Below are 13,022 nucleotides of genomic sequence, written 5' to 3'. Positions count from 1 at the left end.
GAGCCCCTTTCGTGTCAGGGTCGGTGCCGCGCCGTCAAGGGCGCGGCTCGGGCAGGCGAGGCCGCCCGGGGTCGCGGGCGAGCAGCTCCGTCACCTGGGCGAGCGGCATGGCGAGCCCTTGGACCGCGTCGGCGATGGCCGAGAGATCGTCGAGGTGCAGGACCGGGACGGGGGCGTCCGGGATCGGCACGTCGGAGGCGATGGCGCGCACGTTCGCGATCTCGGGATAGAGCGGCGGCTTGCCGTTGGCGGCGCGGTGGACCTCGATCTTCGGATGCGCCTGGGTCTTGAAGCCCTCGACGATCGCGAGGTCCACGGGCGCGAGCTTCGCGAGGAGTTGGGCCAGCGGCGGCTCGGGCTCGCCAGCGCGCAGCTCATGGAGCAGGGCCCAGCGCCGGGCGGAGGCGATCAGCACCTCGCTCGCGCCCGCCTCGCGGTGCTCGTACGAGTCCTTGCCGGGCCGGTCGATATCGAAGGCGTGATGGGCGTGCTTGAGGGTCGACACCCGCAGGCCCCGCTCGCGCAGAATGGGAATGAGCCGCGTGAGCAGGGTGGTCTTGCCGGCGCCGCTCCAGCCCGCGAGGCCGATCACGCGCATGGCGTGCCGCCACGCTTATGAGAACCTGTCGCAGGGTGCGACGTTGCCCTCTGGAAGCCCATGAGCCGGGACCGCACGGTCTCCGGCGACGCCGAGCGGAAAGGTTCGTCCATGAAGTCCATCATCCTGGCTGCCGCCATCGCCTGTCTCGGGCCGGTCGCCGCCCTCGCCCAGCAGGCGGCGGCTCCCCCGTCCAATGCCACGGCCGCGCCGTCCTCGCCGGGGAATGCCGGCGTCGAGCAGCCGGTCAAGACCGGCGACCTCAGCGTGCCCGAGCGCGGGGCGCTTCCCGCCGCCCAGGGCGCCACGCGCTCGGCGGCGCCGGGCACCCAGATCGATTGCGTCAAGACGCCGGCCCAGTGCTCCGAGCCCGTGACGAGCACCGGATCGGCGGGGCCCTCCCCCGGCGTGCCGACGCAGTCCAAGTAAGGTCGAGGCGGCGCGGGCGCATGGCCCGCGCCGGATCCTTCACTCGGCGGGAGCCGGGCTTTTGCCGCCGCGGCCGATCTGCGGGCCGCTCGCGGTCTTGGCCTGCTGCTCCTCGACCCAGAGGCTGTGGTGCGTCTTCGCCCAGGCGAGGTCGACCTCCCCGGAACCCATGGCGTCGTAGGCGCCCTCCATGCCGAGCGACCCGATATAGATGTGGGCGATCATCACGGCGATGAGGAGCACGCCCACGGTGGCGTGGACATATTGCGCGAGCTGCATGCCGTTGATGTCGGCCGCCGAGAACGGGAACAGCATCACGAGACCGGACGCGGCGAGCGCCAGGCCGCCCAGCGCCACGGACCAATAGACCATCTTCTGGCCGGCGTTGAAGCGCCGTGCCGGCGGGTGCCCGCCCTTGCCCACGAGACCGCCGCCCTGCTTGATCCAGTTGATGTCCGTGCGGTCGGGGATGTTGTCGCGGATCCAGACCAGGATCATGACGACGAGGCCGATCATGAAGGGCCACGACAGGTAGTTGTGGGCGAACTTCGCGTACTGGGCCCAGGCCGAGAACGCGTCCGCGCCGATGAGCGGCAGGAGCAGGCGCTTGCCGAAGATGTAGTTCAGGCCGGAGATCGCGAGCACGATGAAGCACATGGCGGTGAGCCAGTGCGTGAAGCGCTCGAAGGCGTTGAAGCGCAGGATCTTGCGGCCCGATTCCTCGGAATGCTCCAGGCGGATGCGGCCCTTCGTGAAGAAGAAGGCGGCGAGCGCCAGGATCATGCCGAGCACCGCGATGCCGCCGATCCAGGGCAGGTAGCCCTCGCGGAACTGGCGGTAGTCGCGGCCTTGCGGCTGCTCGAGGATCGAGGCCTTGTAATCCGGGATCGAGATGCGCCCGCCGATATGGCTGCCGCCCTGGAGCTGGCGCAGGAGCGCGTCCTCCGTCACGGAATCGGCGGTCGGGTTGCGGGCGCTCGGGTTCGTGGTCTGGACGGCGGGCTTGGGATCCTGGCCGTGCTGGGCGTGGGCCGGAGCCGCGAGCCCGAGACCGAGGGTCATGGCCAGCGCGGCCAGCGCGGCGCGGGCGTTCATTGAGCGAAACAGCATCGGAGGCGTCCTCAACGGGAAGGGGGCTTTGCGAGGCGGCGGCGCCCTAGAGCGCCACCGTCTCCCGATAGGCCGTCTTCCAGCCCCATGCGCCGGAGCCGTAGCCCCGGGTGAGCACGCGCTCCTTGTAGATGCGCGCGATGATCTCGCCGTCGCCGGCAAGCAGCGCCTTGGTCGAGCACAGCTCGGCGCACAGCGGCAGCTTGCCCTCGGCGAGACGGTTGGAGCCGTACTTCACGTACTCGGCGGTGGTCAGGTCGGCCTCAGGCCCGCCCGAGCAATAGGTGCACTTGTCCATCTTGCCACGCGTGCCGAAATTGCCGACGCGGGGATATTGGGGCGCGCCGAACGGGCAGGCGTAGAAGCAATAGCCGCAGCCGATGCACAGGTCCTTGGAGTGCAGCACCACCCCGTCCGCCGTGTTGTAGAAGCACGAGGTCGGGCACACCGCCGCGCAGGGCGCGTCGGTGCAGTGCATGCAGGCCATGGAGACGGAGCGCTCGCCGGGCTTGCCGTCGTTGAGGGTCACGACGCGGCGGCGGTTGATGCCCCACGGGACGTCGTGCTCGTTCTTGCAGGCGGTGACGCAGGCGTTGCACTCGATGCAGCGGTCCGCGTCGCAGAGGAATTTCATGCGGGCCATGGGATCAGGTCCTTCAAGGTCTCAAGCGGCGCGGATCTGGCAGAGGGTGCACTTCGTCTCCTGCATGCCGGTCACCGGATCGAAGCCGTAGGTCGTCACCGAGTTGGCGCTCTCGCCGAGCACGATCGGGTCCGTGCCGGAGGGGTAGCGCTTGCGCAGGTCCACGCCCTCGAACCAGCCCGAGAAGTGGAAGGGCATGAAGGCGACGCCGGGCGCGACGCGATCCGTCACGAGGGCCTTCATGCGGGCCTTCGACGAGCTCTCGGGGCCGAGCACCCAAACGAACTGGCCGTCCTTGATGCCGCGCGCGGCGGCGTCGCGGGTGTTCACCTCGACGAACATGTCCTGCTGCAGCTCGGCGAGCCACCGGTTCGACCGGGTCTCCTCGCCGCCGCCCTCGTATTCCACCAGTCGCCCGGAGGTGAGGATGATCGGGAAGTCCTTGGCCATGTTCTTGTCGACCGCCGCCTTCTGCACCGAGAAGCCGATGTTGGGCATGCGGAACTGACGCTCGTCGGGCCGGGTCGGGTACTTCGCCACGAGGTCCTGGCGGGCCGTGTAGATCGGCTCGCGGTGGACAGGCACCGGGTCGGGCAGGTTCCAGGCCACCGCGCGCGCCTTGGCGTTGCCGTAGGGCGCCACGCCATGGTCGAGGCAGACGCGCTGGATGCCGCCCGAGAGGTCGGTCGTCCAGCTCACCGCGTCGGGCGCGTTGCCGCCGACCCGGGTGATCACCGCCAACTCGTCAGGCGTCAGATCTTTGTCCCATCCGAGCTTCTTCAGCACGCCAAGGGTGAACTCGGGGTAGCCGTCGGTGAGCTCGGAGCCGAGCGAGAACGAGTCCTCGGCGAGCAGGGTCTCGCCGTTGCGCTCGACGCCGAAGCGGGCCCGGAAGGTGCCGCCGCCGTCCTTCACGTGGAGGTTGGTGTTGTAGAGGATGGGCGTGCCCGGGTGGCGGATCTCCGGCTTGCCCCAGCACGGCCAGGGCAGGCCGTAGTGGTCGCCGCCCACCTCCGGGTCGTCCTTGGGCGCGCGCAGCGTCACGAGGTCGAACTTGCGCTGGTTCTTCATGTGCGCCTTGAGGCGCTCCGGGCTCTGCCCGCAATAGCCCGTCGACCAGCCGCCCCGGTTGATCTCGCGCAGGATGTCCTCCGCGAGCGGGATGCCCTTCTCGATCTTGATGTTCTTGAACATCCTGTCGGCGAAGCCGAGCTTCTGGGCGAAGTTGTACATCACCTCGTAGTCGTCCTTGGCCTCGAAGATCGGCTCGACGATCTTCTCGCCCCACTGGATCGACCGGTTGGAGGCCGTGCGCGACCCGTCCATCTCCAGGGAGGTGGCGATGGGCAGGAGGTAGGTGTTCTCCTTGCGCTCGGGCAGGGCCGCGAAGGTCGTGGGATGGGGGTCGGCGACCACGAGAAGGTCGAGGAGCTCCATGCCCTTCTTGGCGTCGGGGATGCGCGTCACGGTGTTGCCGCCGTGGCCGAACACCATCATCGCCTTGATGGGCGAGCGCTGGTCGATCTGCTCGTCGGGCAGGAGCGTCGCGTCGAACCACCGGGTCGAGGTGATGCCGGGCGTCTCCATGTTGGTCTTGGCCGGGCGGGCGGGACGTCCGCCCTTCGCCGGGATGTCGTCGAAGCGCGACACCAGCCAGTCGTACTCGACCTCCCAGACGCGGGCCCAGTGCTTCCAGGCCGCCTCGACGAGGCCGTAATAGAGCGGCAGCGTCGAGATATCGAGGCCGAGATCGGTGGCGCCCTGCACGTTGGTGTGGCCGCGGAAGATGTTGGCGCCCGTGCCCGGCGCGCCGACATTGCCGGTGGCAAGCAGCAGGACGCAGTTCGCCCGCACGTTGGCGGTGCCGACCGTGTGCTGGGTCGAGCCCATGCACCAGATCAGCGTCGCGGGCTTCTCCTTGGCGAAGGCCTCGGCCATGCGCCGCACCTGGTCGCCGGGAACGCCCGTGACGTCCTCGACGGTCTTCGGGTCCCACTTCTCCACCTCCTTGCGGATCTGGTCCATGCCGTGGACCCGCTTGGCGATGAAGTCCTTGTCCTCCCAGCCGTTCTGGAAGATGTGGTAGAGCATGCCCCAGATGAGGGGGATGTCGGTGCCCGGGCGCAGGCGCACATATTCGGTGGCGTGCGCGGCCGTGCGGGTGAAGCGCGGGTCGACCACGAACACCTTGGCGCGGTTGATCTCCTTGCCCGACAGCACGTGCTGCATCGAGACCGGGTGCGCCTCCGCCGGGTTGCCGCCGATGATGACCATCGTCTTGGCATTGCGGATGTCGTTGTAGGAGTTCGTCTGGGCGCCGTAGCCCCAGGTGTTGGCGACGCCCGCCACCGTGGTGGAATGGCAGATGCGGGCCTGGTGGTCGACGGAGTTGGTGCCCCAGAAGGCGCCGAGCTTGCGGAAGAGGTAGGCCGCCTCGTTGGTGAACTTCGCCGAGCCGAGCCAATAGACCGAGTCCGCGCCGTTCTTCTCGCGGATCTCGAGCAGCTTCTTGGTGATCTCGTCGTAGGCCTGCTCCCACGAGATGCGCTGCCATTGGCCGCCCACCATCTTGAGCGGGTACTTGAGGCGGCGGTCGCCGTGCACGAGTTCGCGGATCGCGGCGCCCTTGGCGCAGTGCGTGCCCCGGTTGATGGGGCTCTCCCAGGACGGCTCCTGGCCGACCCAGACGCCGTTCACGACCTCGGCCGTCACCGTGCAGCCCACGGAGCAGTGGGTGCAGATGTTGCGCCGCACCTCCTTGCCCATGGAGGGCGTGAGGCCCTCGCCCGCGGCCTGCGCCTTGCGGACGCTGCCGAGCGAGATCGAGCCCACGGCGGCGAGACCGCCGACCGCGAGGCCCGAGCGCCGCAGGAACGTGCGGCGGTCGATGGCGGCCGAGGCGAGCCCGGCGGCCACGACGGACAGTTTGCTGCGGCTGGCGTCGCCGCTCCTGCGCTTGGTCAGCATGGCTTTACGATCTCACTTCTTCAACGTCTCGTAGCCGTTGGTGCGGTAGAAGGCCTTCACGTGGTCGGTCTCGCGGTAGCGGGCCCGGCGCTCGTCGTCGGACGCCTGCGCGGCGGCCTCGGGCGCGGCCAGCGGCGAGGCGACCGCCGCCGCGGCCACGGTGGTGGCGCCGCCCACGGCCTTGAAGAAGCCGCGGCGGTCGAGCGCCTTGTCGTCGGTCTTGCGCGTCATACGCTCCTCCTCGGGTCTCCGGCGCCTCGCACCTTGGCCCACTTGCTTGCTTGGCGGCGGGACGCGCCGCGTGATCCGTCCCGGACGGCTCAGCCGTCCATGGCGAAGGCCTGCGCCTCCACCTCCACGAACAGGCCTCCCAGCTCCGCCACCGACCGGTAGAACCGGGCCGAGGGGGAGACCGCGAGGTCGGCGAAGAACCGGCCGGCCCAGGGCTTCAGGTGCCGCTCGAAGAAGACGCGGTCCTCCCCCGGCGGCGTGCCGAAGCGGCCGTCGACGAGGCCCGCCATGGTCTCGCACAGGATGGCGACGTGATCCTCGGGCTCGGGCAGCCGCTCGACGCGCTCGATCCCGAGCCGCACGAGGTCGTCGCGCACCCGCGCGAGCGGGCGGTCGTGGAGGAAGCCGGCCTGGTAATAGGAGCCGTAGGGCAGGAGCTCGCCCCGGCCGACGCCCACGAAGAGGTCGAAATATTCCCGCTGGAGCGCCGCCGGATCGGCCTGCGAGGCCGCCTCCGCGAGGGCGATATGGGCCATGCCGAGGGGCGAGGCGTCGCCCTGGAGGCCCGACAGCACGTCGAGCACATCGCGGGTCGGCGCGCGGCCGAGCACGACGGCGAGCAGGGTATATTCGTGGGCGCGCTGGCGGTCGATCTCGTCGAGCGCGTCGGCGCCGTGGGCGGCCTCGTCGGTCATGGGGCTCGCGGGAGCGGACGGCAAGGCTCCGCCGGGCGCTCCAAGGGAAGCGCCGACGACGGCGGTGCGGATCGCAGGATCACGCGCCCTCTCTCTCATCCGTTCCTCGGGTTCGGGCGCCTTGGGGGGAGATCGGCGCCGTCTGCTTGTTTGAGCGGCATATTAGCGGGCGGGCTCGCGGCCGTGCAAACGAAAAATGGAATGGTTTCAAACTGGAGCCGCGCCGCCATGGCGCCTGGGACGGGGCATTTCGGCGTCCTTCCCAGGGGAAAGCGGCTCGGCCTCCGCCGAAATCGCGCCAGCCGGACCGTTTTCGGCCGATTTTGTCGCAGGCGCCTCGGGCGCCTCCAAGGCGGGACGCGGCTCGGCGGCGGCGGTCTCGTCCGGCGCCGCGGCCGCATCCTGGGACGCCTCGGCGGCCTCGGGCGGCGGCTCGGCCGGGGGGTGCGTGCCGAAGATCCACGCCACCATGGCCGGCACGTCGTCGGTGGGCAGGAGCTCGCCTGTGCCGGGCACGCCGCCCGGCACGTTCCAGTCATAGGCGTATTCGCGCGCCTCGTTGACGTAGTCCCGGATGGCGGGATCGGCGGCCCAGAGCCGCCGCAGCGCGGCCTTGCGCAACGCCGCCGGCACGCCCTTGCGCAGGAAGACGGTGATGTCGGTCTGCGGGCCGATGCTCTCGACGGGCGGGAGCGCGGCGATCTCCTCCGCGCTCATCTCCACGGCCTCAGGGGCTGCGGCGTCCTCCGCCGGGCTCGCCTCGGCGTCCGGCACGGGCGCTGCCTCGGGGGCCACGGGCTCGGGCGGCGGCTCGCGGCGGGCCTCCTGCTTGCGACGCGACCAGCGGGAGAGGAAGCCGTCCTCGTCGCGGCTCACGGCTCGCCCTCCTCCGGGACGGGCGGGCGTGGCCCGCCGCCCGTCCCGGCCCGGTCGCGTTTCCGCTTGAAGAAGGGCCGCTCGACATGGTGGGCGGCGAAGAACGCGGCGACCCGCTCGACGATGTCGGGGGGCATCGGCACCGCCTCGACGAGGAGGTCGGCGCTCTCGGCGAGCGCCTCGCCCTCGTAGGGGTCTGCGGTGACGAGGGCCACGTCGAGCTCCTCGCCCGCGGTCGGGCGCAGGGCCACCCACAGGCTCGGACGCTCGACCGACAGGTTGTCCCGGTAATGCGCCGTCTCGCCCGAATGGAGGGTCACCTCGGCGGGGCCCGCATACCAGGTCTCGTCCTCGCCCTCGCGGGAGAGGAGCGTCCAGGGCGTGGCGGCGGGTGCGGCGGGCAGCACCGCGAGCGGCGCCCAGGCATGGGACACCCACGCGCTCTTGAGCTTGCGCTTGATCGCCACGACGCCGACGGTGAAACGGTCCTCAGCCATGGTCGACGCCCCCTCCTCGTCCCCGCTCAGGCCGCACGCGCGCCCTCCACGAGCGGCAGGCCCGTGACGAGGTTCTGCGGCTTCACCCGCACCAGGCGGTCGGCGGTCATGGCGAGGATGAGGTAGACAGGCCGCGAGCCCACGGACGGCTCCACGCGGCTGGTGTCGGCGAAGGTGAGGCGGAACAGGGCGAGCACCCGCTCGATCTCGTCCTGCCCGGGCGCCTCGCCGCGCCACAGGGCGTTGCCGATGCGGGTCGCCTCTGCGTCGAGGCCCGTGAACCAGCGCCAGTCGGCGTCGCGCATCTCCGCCACGGGCTCGACGCTCACGGTCTCGTGCAGGAGGTGGCGCACGAAGGCCTCGACGGCGCGGGCGAGCCCCGCCCGGCTCTTCGGATTCGAGCCCAGGTTGAGGGCCATGGTGTGGGCGTCGGAGCGGCTCCAATAGGTCCAGGCATTGCCGTCGTCGAGGACGTCGAGGTCGGGCTCGCCGCCCTCCCCGAACATGGCGAGCAGCGGCGAGCGGGGGCGCTCGGCCTCGCGGGCCTCGATCACCTCCGCGTCGGCGAGCAGGAGCGCGCCCTCGTGCCGGGAGGCGCGCTGGGGCCGGTAGAACAGCTCGGCCGCCCGCAGGACGTAAGGGTCGTCCACGCCGTCGAGGGCGTTGCGCAGGATGAGGTGGACGAGCTGGTTGAGGAAGAGCGGCGGGACGGCGCCTGCGCCCCGCCGCACGAGGTCGAGATAGGCCGCCTCCACGGTGGGAGCGGCCGCGAGGCGGTCGCGGAAGGCAGTCATGAACCCCCAGTTCTCCCGCGCGTCCGGATCCGCCAGCGCCTCGATCTCGGCGGGGCTCACGGCGCGGCGCGGGTCGGCGAGGAGCGCGGCATGCAGCGCCCGCTCCGCGTCGCAGGCCTCGGGCGGGGGCACGAGCTCGGGCCGCGCCAGATAGGCGAGCAGCAGCTCGTCCGTGACGAGCAGGCCGCCGCCCTCCGTGCGCCGGGTGAGGTGATGGCCGCTCGAGACCCAGAACTCGCGCATCAGCGTTTCGTCTCCATGAGGCCGAGGAGGTCGACGCTCTCCTCCGGCTCGTCGGTCTCGACCACGAGGAAGGGCCGGGTGTGGGCGTGCAGCCGGTCGGCGCCCGGGGCGTTCTCGTCGCGGGCGCGCAGCGTCCGGAAGCGCTCGCGCACCTCGCCGTCCTCCACCGTGCGGTGGAGCGCCAGCAGGGTGCCCGCCGGATGGTCGCACAGGGACGCCGCGAAGGCGACCTCCTCCCGGGCGGCGCCGCGGGCGGCGTCCATGTCGGGCGCGCCGAAGCGGGCGTGGATGTGGCGGGCCAGCGTCTCGACCGCCTCCTCGAACTCCGCGGGCGTCGCGTCCGTCACCACGACGAGGGTCGAGAAGCCGAGCGACGCCACGCCCGCGAAGCCCGCCCGGAACGCGGCCCGCTCCTTGCCCGCGAGCGCCGCGGGATCGGCGTCGAGGAACAGGAACGAGCCCGTCACGGCCCATTCGCCGGGCTCGGCGGCGTGGGCGAAGACGAGGGTGTCGGAGGGGTCGAGGCGGATGGTGCGGGGGAGGCGCAGGGTCACAGCCGCACCCCGCCGGTCGCCGGATCGAGCCAGCCCGGGACCTGCAAGGCCGGCAGCAGGGGCACGCGGCGGACCGGGCCGCGCTCGCCGTGGTGGCGGATCAGGAGGTCGCCGTTCACGTCGATGCCCCGGGTATCGCCCGCCTTCTCGCGCTCCAGGCGCGCCAGATAGGCCTCGGCCACGGGATCGAAGCCCCGCTCGCCCCAGGCGTCGACATGGACCATGAGGTGGCGGGCGAAGCTGCCGATCACCTCCTCGGGCGTGCCGAACCCCTCCTCCTCCAGGGAGGTGGAATCGACGTGGAAGCCCGGATCGCCGATGCGGACGCGGGCCGCGACGAGGATCCCGCCGAAGACGAGCCAGTCGGGCACGGCGTCCTCCGGGCAGCCCTCGGGCCAGCCGAGCCGCCCGCCCCCCACCAGCGCGCCGTCGAAGCGGATCGCGTCGGGCCAGGCGAAGGCGAGGCCCTTCTCGGGCGGGCAATGGGCCGCGACGGCGTCCGCGATGGCCGCCATGCCGGCGAAGAAGGCCCGGCGCGCGCGGCCCAAGGGCTCCTCGGGCTCCAGCACCACGGCGAATTCGAGCAGGTCGAAGCGGCCCACATGGACGAAGGTGCCGGCGCCCGCCTCGGCCGCGATGGCGCAGGCATGGGCGAAGGCGTCGCCCCGCTCGCGCAGGCGGACGGCGGTGTAGAGGGAGGGCAGGTCGAGGCCCCGCTCGAGGCCCGGCGGCGCGGCGTGCACCGGCATGAAGCGGCGTCCCTGACTTGAAACGGTTCCAAAAAGCCGTTCTTTCTCCCCAATCTTTTATAAAATGAGGCGTGCGAGGTCGAGAGGCGTCATGCCGCGTCGCGCTAGTCTCGAAAGAACGCCTAAAACGCACGGTCCCGGGCAGGAAACCAGATGTCGCTTCCACGTACCGTCTTCGCCTGCTCCTGCGAGAGCACGATGCCGCTCGACCGCGAGGCCCTCGGGAGGGGCTGCGGCGGGGACGTCGCCACCGCCGACCAGCTCTGCCGCCGCGAGCTCGACCGCTTCCGGGCGGCGCTCGGCGAGGGGCGCCCGATCATCGTGGGCTGCACGCAGGAAGCCCCGCTCTTCACGGAGGTCGCCGAGGAGGCGGGCGCGGGCGACCGCGTCGCCTTCGCCAATGTCCGCGAGGCCGCCGGGTGGTCCGACGAGGCCCGGGCGGCGGGCCCGAAGATGGCGGCGCTGCTCGCGGCCGCGGGCGAGGCCATGCCCTCCGTGCCGCTCGTGACCCTGGAGAGCGAGGGCGTCGCCCTCGTCTATGGCCGCGACGAGACCGCCATCGAGGTCGGCCGGCGGCTTGCCGCGCATCTCGACGTCACCGTGCTCATCACCCGGCCGCAGGCCGTGCCGGCGCCCCGCGCCACGGAATTTCCCGTGCTCCAGGGCACGGTCAAGACAGCCAAGGGGCATCTGGGCGCCTTCGAGCTGCGCATCGACGACTACGCCCTGCCCTCCCCGTCGTCGCGCGCGCATCTCGCCTTCGGCCCGAGCCGCGACGGGGCGACCTCGACCTGCGACCTCGTCATCGACGTGTCGGGCGGCACGCCGCTCTTTCCCGCGCACGAGCTGCGCAGCGGCTATCTCAGGGCCGATCCCCGCGACCCGGCGGCGATCGAGCGCCTGATCTTCGAGGCCTCCCACCTCGTGGGCACCTTCGACAAGCCCCGCTTCATCCGCTTCGACGAGGGGCTTTGCGCCCATTCGCGCTCGCGGATCACGGGCTGCACCCGCTGCCTGGATCTATGCCCCACGGGCGCGATCTCGCCCGCGGGCGAGCACGTGGCGATCGATCCGATGGTCTGCGCCGGCTGCGGCTCCTGCGCCGCCGCCTGCCCCACGGGCGCGGCGGCCTATGCCCTGCCGCCCGTCGACGCCCTCATGGGACGCCTGCGCACCCTCATGCGCGCCTACCGGGCGGCGGGCGGGGAGCACGGCGTGGTGCTGTTCCACGACGCCGCTCACGGCGAGCCGCTCATCGACGCCCTGGCGCGCTTCGGCGCGGGCTTGCCGGCGAACGTGATGCCCGTCCAGGTCAACGAGATCACGCAGGTGGGGCCGGAGACCATCGCGGCGCTCTTCGCCTATGGGGCGACGGGGGTCCGCCTCCTGTCGCGCCACAGCCCGAAGCACGACCTCTCGGGGCTCGAGCGCACGGTTAGCCTGTCGAACACGATCCTGTCGCAGCTCGGCTACGGGACGGGGGTCGTGGGCCTCGTCGAGACCGACGACCCGGACGCCCTGCGCGCCGCCCTCGACCGGGCGCCCGCCGGGATCCCCTCCCCGGCTCCCGCCTCGTTCCTGGGGCTCGGCGCCAAGCGCGGCGTGCTGGAGACCGCGTTCCGCGAGCTCCATCGGGCTGCGCCCGCCCCCGTGGACGTGGTGGCCCTGGCGGCCGGCGCGCCCTTCGGCGGCCTCGACATCAACGTGGACGGGTGCACCCTGTGCCTGTCCTGCGTCTCGGCCTGCCCCACCAACGCGCTCTCCGACAACCCCGACCGGCCGATGCTGCGCTTCACGGAATCGCAGTGTGTGCAGTGCGGATTGTGCGCCGCCACCTGCCCGGAGCGGGTGATCACCCTCAAGCCCGGGCTCGATTTCGTGGCCTGGAACGAGCCCAGGCGCGTGGTGAAGGAGGAGGAGCCCTTCCACTGCGTGCAATGCGCCAAGGCGTTCGGCGTGAAGAGCACCATCGACCGCGTGGTGGCGAAGCTCGCCGACAAGCACTGGATGTTCTCCGGCGCGTCCGGCCAGAGCCGGGTCCAGGTGCTCATGATGTGCGACGATTGCCGGGTCGAGGCGGTGCTCGACCAGTCCTTCGACCCGCACGGGATGCCGCCCCGCCCGCTCCCGCGCACGGCCGACGACGCCCGCGTCGAGGCGGTCGGTAAGGACGGGCTGAACTGAGGGAGGCCGGCGCAGAACGCCGGTTTCCCTCTCCCTCATGCTGAGGAGCGCTCGAAGAGCGCGTCTCGAAGCACGCAGCACGCTTCCATAGCCGTCCGGAGATCCCTGGAGCGCCCTTCGAGGCCCGCCTACGGCGGGCACCTCAGGACGAGGGCGGAGGGTGAGAGAGGCGGCTCTTTCGGGATAACCTCCGACGTCCCTGACCTACCGGCAGGGCGGCGCCATGGCGGCAGTATCGAGGTCGATGAAGTGGCCGGCGCGGTCGCGCTTGGAGGCGAGGTAGCGCACGTTCTCCTCCGTGCGACGCCCCACCACCCGCTCGTCCGACACCACCGCCAGACCCGCCCGCCGCAGCGCCCCGATCTTCTCCGGGTTGTTCGTCAGAACCCGCACCGCGCCGACCCCCAACGCCCGCAGCATCGCGCCCGCAAAGTCGAACCGGCGCTGGTCGA

The 13,022-nt window shown here is 71.5% G+C and carries 13 protein-coding genes and 1 pseudogene; 2 read left to right on the top strand and 12 right to left on the bottom strand.

Annotated features, from left to right (window positions below):
- Positions 1-34: 34 nt before the first annotated feature.
- Positions 35-598, bottom strand: coding sequence for a molybdopterin-guanine dinucleotide biosynthesis protein B (gene mobB / locus F0L46_RS09120; RefSeq protein ID WP_149816838.1), 564 nt, complete (start codon positions 596-598; stop codon positions 35-37).
- A gap of 60 nt (positions 599-658) precedes the next feature.
- On the opposite strand from mobB, the gene F0L46_RS09115 reads away from it, so the two are divergent.
- Entirely contained in the window at positions 659-1,027 is a 369-nt protein-coding gene (locus tag F0L46_RS09115; protein ID WP_149816837.1) for a hypothetical protein, read from the top strand.
- A gap of 39 nt (positions 1,028-1,066) precedes the next feature.
- On the opposite strand, the gene F0L46_RS09110 is transcribed toward F0L46_RS09115, so the two are convergent.
- From F0L46_RS09110 to F0L46_RS09065, 10 genes are all read right to left on the bottom strand, one after another.
- The gene (locus tag F0L46_RS09110; RefSeq protein ID WP_240539927.1) at positions 1,067-2,137 is read right to left on the bottom strand and encodes a formate dehydrogenase subunit gamma; all 1,071 of its coding nucleotides are present in this window, start codon (positions 2,135-2,137) and stop codon (positions 1,067-1,069) included.
- Between the two features lie 46 nt (positions 2,138-2,183).
- Complete coding sequence (gene fdh3B / locus F0L46_RS09105; protein WP_149816836.1) at positions 2,184-2,780, bottom strand: formate dehydrogenase FDH3 subunit beta; 597 nt, start codon at positions 2,778-2,780, stop codon at positions 2,184-2,186.
- A 21-nt stretch (positions 2,781-2,801) separates the two neighbouring features.
- A complete protein-coding gene (locus F0L46_RS09100; RefSeq protein ID WP_149816834.1) occupies positions 2,802-5,747 on the bottom strand; it encodes a formate dehydrogenase subunit alpha in 2,946 nt (981 codons plus the stop codon).
- Positions 5,748-5,759: 12 nt separating this feature from the next.
- A complete protein-coding gene (locus F0L46_RS09095; RefSeq protein WP_149816833.1) occupies positions 5,760-5,978 on the bottom strand; it encodes a formate dehydrogenase in 219 nt (72 codons plus the stop codon).
- Positions 5,979-6,067: 89 nt separating this feature from the next.
- Positions 6,068-6,673, bottom strand: coding sequence for a TorD/DmsD family molecular chaperone (locus tag F0L46_RS09090; RefSeq protein ID WP_240539926.1), 606 nt, complete (start codon positions 6,671-6,673; stop codon positions 6,068-6,070).
- Positions 6,674-6,880: 207 nt separating this feature from the next.
- Positions 6,881-7,549, bottom strand: a complete 669-nt coding sequence (locus tag F0L46_RS09085; protein ID WP_149816830.1) for a DUF3306 domain-containing protein — start codon at positions 7,547-7,549, stop codon at positions 6,881-6,883.
- Positions 7,546-8,046, bottom strand: coding sequence for a DUF3305 domain-containing protein (locus F0L46_RS09080; RefSeq protein ID WP_149816829.1), 501 nt, complete (start codon positions 8,044-8,046; stop codon positions 7,546-7,548). The genes F0L46_RS09085 and F0L46_RS09080 overlap by 4 nt, the downstream gene beginning before the upstream one ends.
- A 26-nt stretch (positions 8,047-8,072) precedes the next feature.
- On the bottom strand, positions 8,073-9,083 hold the full coding sequence (locus F0L46_RS09075) for a DUF6352 family protein (protein WP_149816828.1): 1,011 nt from the start codon (positions 9,081-9,083) through the stop codon (positions 8,073-8,075).
- Positions 9,083-9,637: a DUF6505 family protein gene (locus F0L46_RS09070; protein WP_149816826.1), complete on the bottom strand. Its 555-nt coding sequence runs from the start codon at positions 9,635-9,637 to the stop codon at positions 9,083-9,085. The genes F0L46_RS09075 and F0L46_RS09070 overlap by 1 nt, the downstream gene beginning before the upstream one ends.
- A complete protein-coding gene (locus tag F0L46_RS09065; protein ID WP_149816825.1) occupies positions 9,634-10,386 on the bottom strand; it encodes a biotin/lipoate--protein ligase family protein in 753 nt (250 codons plus the stop codon). Before F0L46_RS09065 ends, F0L46_RS09070 begins: the two co-directional genes overlap by 4 nt.
- A gap of 198 nt (positions 10,387-10,584) precedes the next feature.
- Between F0L46_RS09065 and F0L46_RS09060 the strand changes: the two genes are divergently transcribed.
- Positions 10,585-12,570, top strand: a complete 1,986-nt coding sequence (locus tag F0L46_RS09060; RefSeq protein WP_438646667.1) for a 4Fe-4S binding protein — start codon at positions 10,585-10,587, stop codon at positions 12,568-12,570.
- A gap of 204 nt (positions 12,571-12,774) precedes the next feature.
- Here the strand turns inward: F0L46_RS09060 and F0L46_RS09055 are convergent.
- Positions 12,775-13,022 (bottom strand): annotated as a pseudogene (locus F0L46_RS09055) (GTP cyclohydrolase II RibA); the annotation flags it as partial.

This window comes from Salinarimonas soli (assembly GCF_008386575.1).
GTDB classification, from domain to species: Bacteria; Pseudomonadota; Alphaproteobacteria; order Rhizobiales; family Beijerinckiaceae; genus Salinarimonas_A; species Salinarimonas_A soli.
Note: the sequence above shows the minus strand (reverse complement) of the source record. Positions and strands in the feature narration are given on the sequence as shown.

What these genes read in the sequence shown, in the direction of transcription:
- F0L46_RS09080 (WP_149816829.1), bottom strand. Translation starts at nt 8,046, where the DNA reads ATGGCTGAGGACCGTTTCACCGTCGGCGTCGTGGCGATCAAGCGCAAG.
- F0L46_RS09095 (WP_149816833.1), bottom strand. Translation starts at nt 5,978, where the DNA reads ATGACGCGCAAGACCGACGACAAGGCGCTCGACCGCCGCGGCTTCTTC.
- F0L46_RS09110 (WP_240539927.1), bottom strand. Translation starts at nt 2,137, where the DNA reads ATGCTGTTTCGCTCAATGAACGCCCGCGCCGCGCTGGCCGCGCTGGCC.
- F0L46_RS09075 (WP_149816828.1), bottom strand. Translation starts at nt 9,083, where the DNA reads ATGCGCGAGTTCTGGGTCTCGAGCGGCCATCACCTCACCCGGCGCACG.
- F0L46_RS09065 (WP_149816825.1), bottom strand. Translation starts at nt 10,386, where the DNA reads ATGCCGGTGCACGCCGCGCCGCCGGGCCTCGAGCGGGGCCTCGACCTG.
- F0L46_RS09115 (WP_149816837.1), top strand. Translation starts at nt 659, where the DNA reads ATGAGCCGGGACCGCACGGTCTCCGGCGACGCCGAGCGGAAAGGTTCG.
- fdh3B (WP_149816836.1), bottom strand. Translation starts at nt 2,780, where the DNA reads ATGGCCCGCATGAAATTCCTCTGCGACGCGGACCGCTGCATCGAGTGC.
- mobB (WP_149816838.1), bottom strand. Translation starts at nt 598, where the DNA reads ATGCGCGTGATCGGCCTCGCGGGCTGGAGCGGCGCCGGCAAGACCACC.
- F0L46_RS09060 (WP_438646667.1), top strand. Translation starts at nt 10,585, where the DNA reads ATGCCGCTCGACCGCGAGGCCCTCGGGAGGGGCTGCGGCGGGGACGTC.
- F0L46_RS09100 (WP_149816834.1), bottom strand. Translation starts at nt 5,747, where the DNA reads ATGCTGACCAAGCGCAGGAGCGGCGACGCCAGCCGCAGCAAACTGTCC.
- F0L46_RS09090 (WP_240539926.1), bottom strand. Translation starts at nt 6,673, where the DNA reads ATGACCGACGAGGCCGCCCACGGCGCCGACGCGCTCGACGAGATCGAC.